The sequence below is a fragment of the Marinilactibacillus piezotolerans genome, from assembly GCF_900114235.1.
Taxonomy (GTDB): domain Bacteria; phylum Bacillota; class Bacilli; order Lactobacillales; family Carnobacteriaceae_A; genus Marinilactibacillus; species Marinilactibacillus piezotolerans.
The window spans coordinates 1-1,595 of the sequence record NZ_FOSJ01000115.1 but is presented as its reverse complement, the minus strand read 5'-3'; the positions used below and the strand labels follow the sequence as shown (position 1 = coordinate 1,595).

At 35.7% G+C, this 1,595-nt stretch carries 1 protein-coding gene and 1 pseudogene; both read left to right on the top strand.

What is annotated here, in order from left to right; all coding sequences use genetic code 11:
* Positions 1-105 precede the first annotated feature (105 nt).
* The gene (locus BM212_RS12310; RefSeq protein WP_072693678.1) at positions 106-1,275 is read left to right on the top strand and encodes an iron-containing alcohol dehydrogenase; all 1,170 of its coding nucleotides are present in this window, start codon (positions 106-108) and stop codon (positions 1,273-1,275) included.
* Positions 1,276-1,337: 62 nt separating this feature from the next.
* A pseudogene (locus BM212_RS12305) lies at positions 1,338-1,469 on the top strand (BMC domain-containing protein); the annotation flags it as partial.
* Positions 1,470-1,595 lie beyond the last annotated feature (126 nt).

Sequence of the window (1,595 nt, the reverse complement as noted above, 5' to 3'; positions counted from 1 at the left end):
TTTTCATCACTTAACAGGTGAAAATGAAAAAGTAAATTTAAGCTGCCGTTAGGCAGTTGGCACATGTTTCAACGAAAAGTATGAATTGTTCAGGGGGGAATAGATATGTTAAAAGAGAATTATGATTTTATGATGCCTAATGTAAATTTTTTTGGCCCTGGGGTAGTTGAAAAGGTCGGAGAAAGAGCAAAAATGTTGAATATGAAAAAAGTATTGATTGTAACAGATGCTTTCTTAAGAAATTTAGATAATGGGCCAGTTAAACAGGCAGAAATTTCTTTACTGAAAGCTGATATTGCATACGTTATTTTTGATGGTATAGAACCAAACCCGAAAATAAGGAATGTTAAAGAAGGTAAAAAGATATATATGGATAATGATTGTGATTCAATCATTACGATAGGTGGTGGATCATCTCATGATTGTGGAAAAGGAATTGGTATTGTTTTATCAAATGGTGATGACCTATCAGCCCTTGCCGGAATTGAAACATTAGAAAACCCTTTGCCCCCGCTAATGGCTGTAAATACAACAGCTGGAACGGCCTCAGAAATTACACGACATGCGGTTATAACCAATGAAAAAACTCATTTGAAATTTGTTGTTGTTTCTTGGAGAAATGTCCCATTAGTTTCCTTTAATGATCCAATGCTCATGCTGGATATTCCGGCAGCCCTAACTGCTGCCACAGGTATGGATGCCTTAACACACTGTGTAGAATCGTATGTATCAGTAAATAGAAATCCAATTACAGACGCCCAAGCGATTCAAGGAATAAAATTAATTAGTAAATATCTAAGACGTGCCGTAGCTAATGGACATGACGTAGAAGCAAGAACCAATATGGCCTATGCTTCAATTTTAGCTGGAATGGCTTTCAATAATGCAGACTTAGGTTATGTTCATGCAATGGCTCATCAATTAGGTGGGCAGTACGATGCTCCTCACGGAGTGTGTTGTGCTGTGTTGATGCCGACTGTTGAAAAATGGAATATTATTAGTAATCCAGAGCGTTTTTCTGATATTGCAGAATTACTAGGTGAGGATATTGCAGGATTATCCGTTAGGGAAGCTGCCGATAAAGCTATTGAAGCGATGATTCTTATTTCTGAAGATGTTGGTATACCAACAAATATTAAGGATTTGGGTGCTTTGCCAGAAGATTTTGATCAGATGGCAATAAATGCATTGAAAGATGGTAATGCTTTTTCTAACCCTAGAGTTGGTAACAAGGATGATATCATAAAACTATTTCAAAATGCATATGAAGCATAGAAAATATTTTTGTATTTATTATTTTCCATTATGAGAAATTAGTTTGAATGGGGTAATAATTTATGCAACAAAAAGTATTAGGCTTAATTGAAACACGTGGTTTAATTGCATCAATCAAAGCAACGGATGCAGTGTTAAAAGCAGCTAATGTAACATTAGTAGGACAAGAAAAAATGGGTCAAGGGTTAATCACTGCTTAGAGGAGGGATTATAGAACGCCGATTGTAAAAAAACAGGCAAACCAACCGATAAACTGAAATCTAATAACTCTTCCACTTCTTTTGTTGGTTCATCTTCAAGAATACGTTGAACAAAAGTTG

Excerpts from the sequence above, each read along its gene's own strand:
- BM212_RS12310 (WP_072693678.1), top strand. The coding sequence starts at position 106 with ATGTTAAAAGAGAATTATGATTTTATGATGCCTAATGTAAATTTTTTT.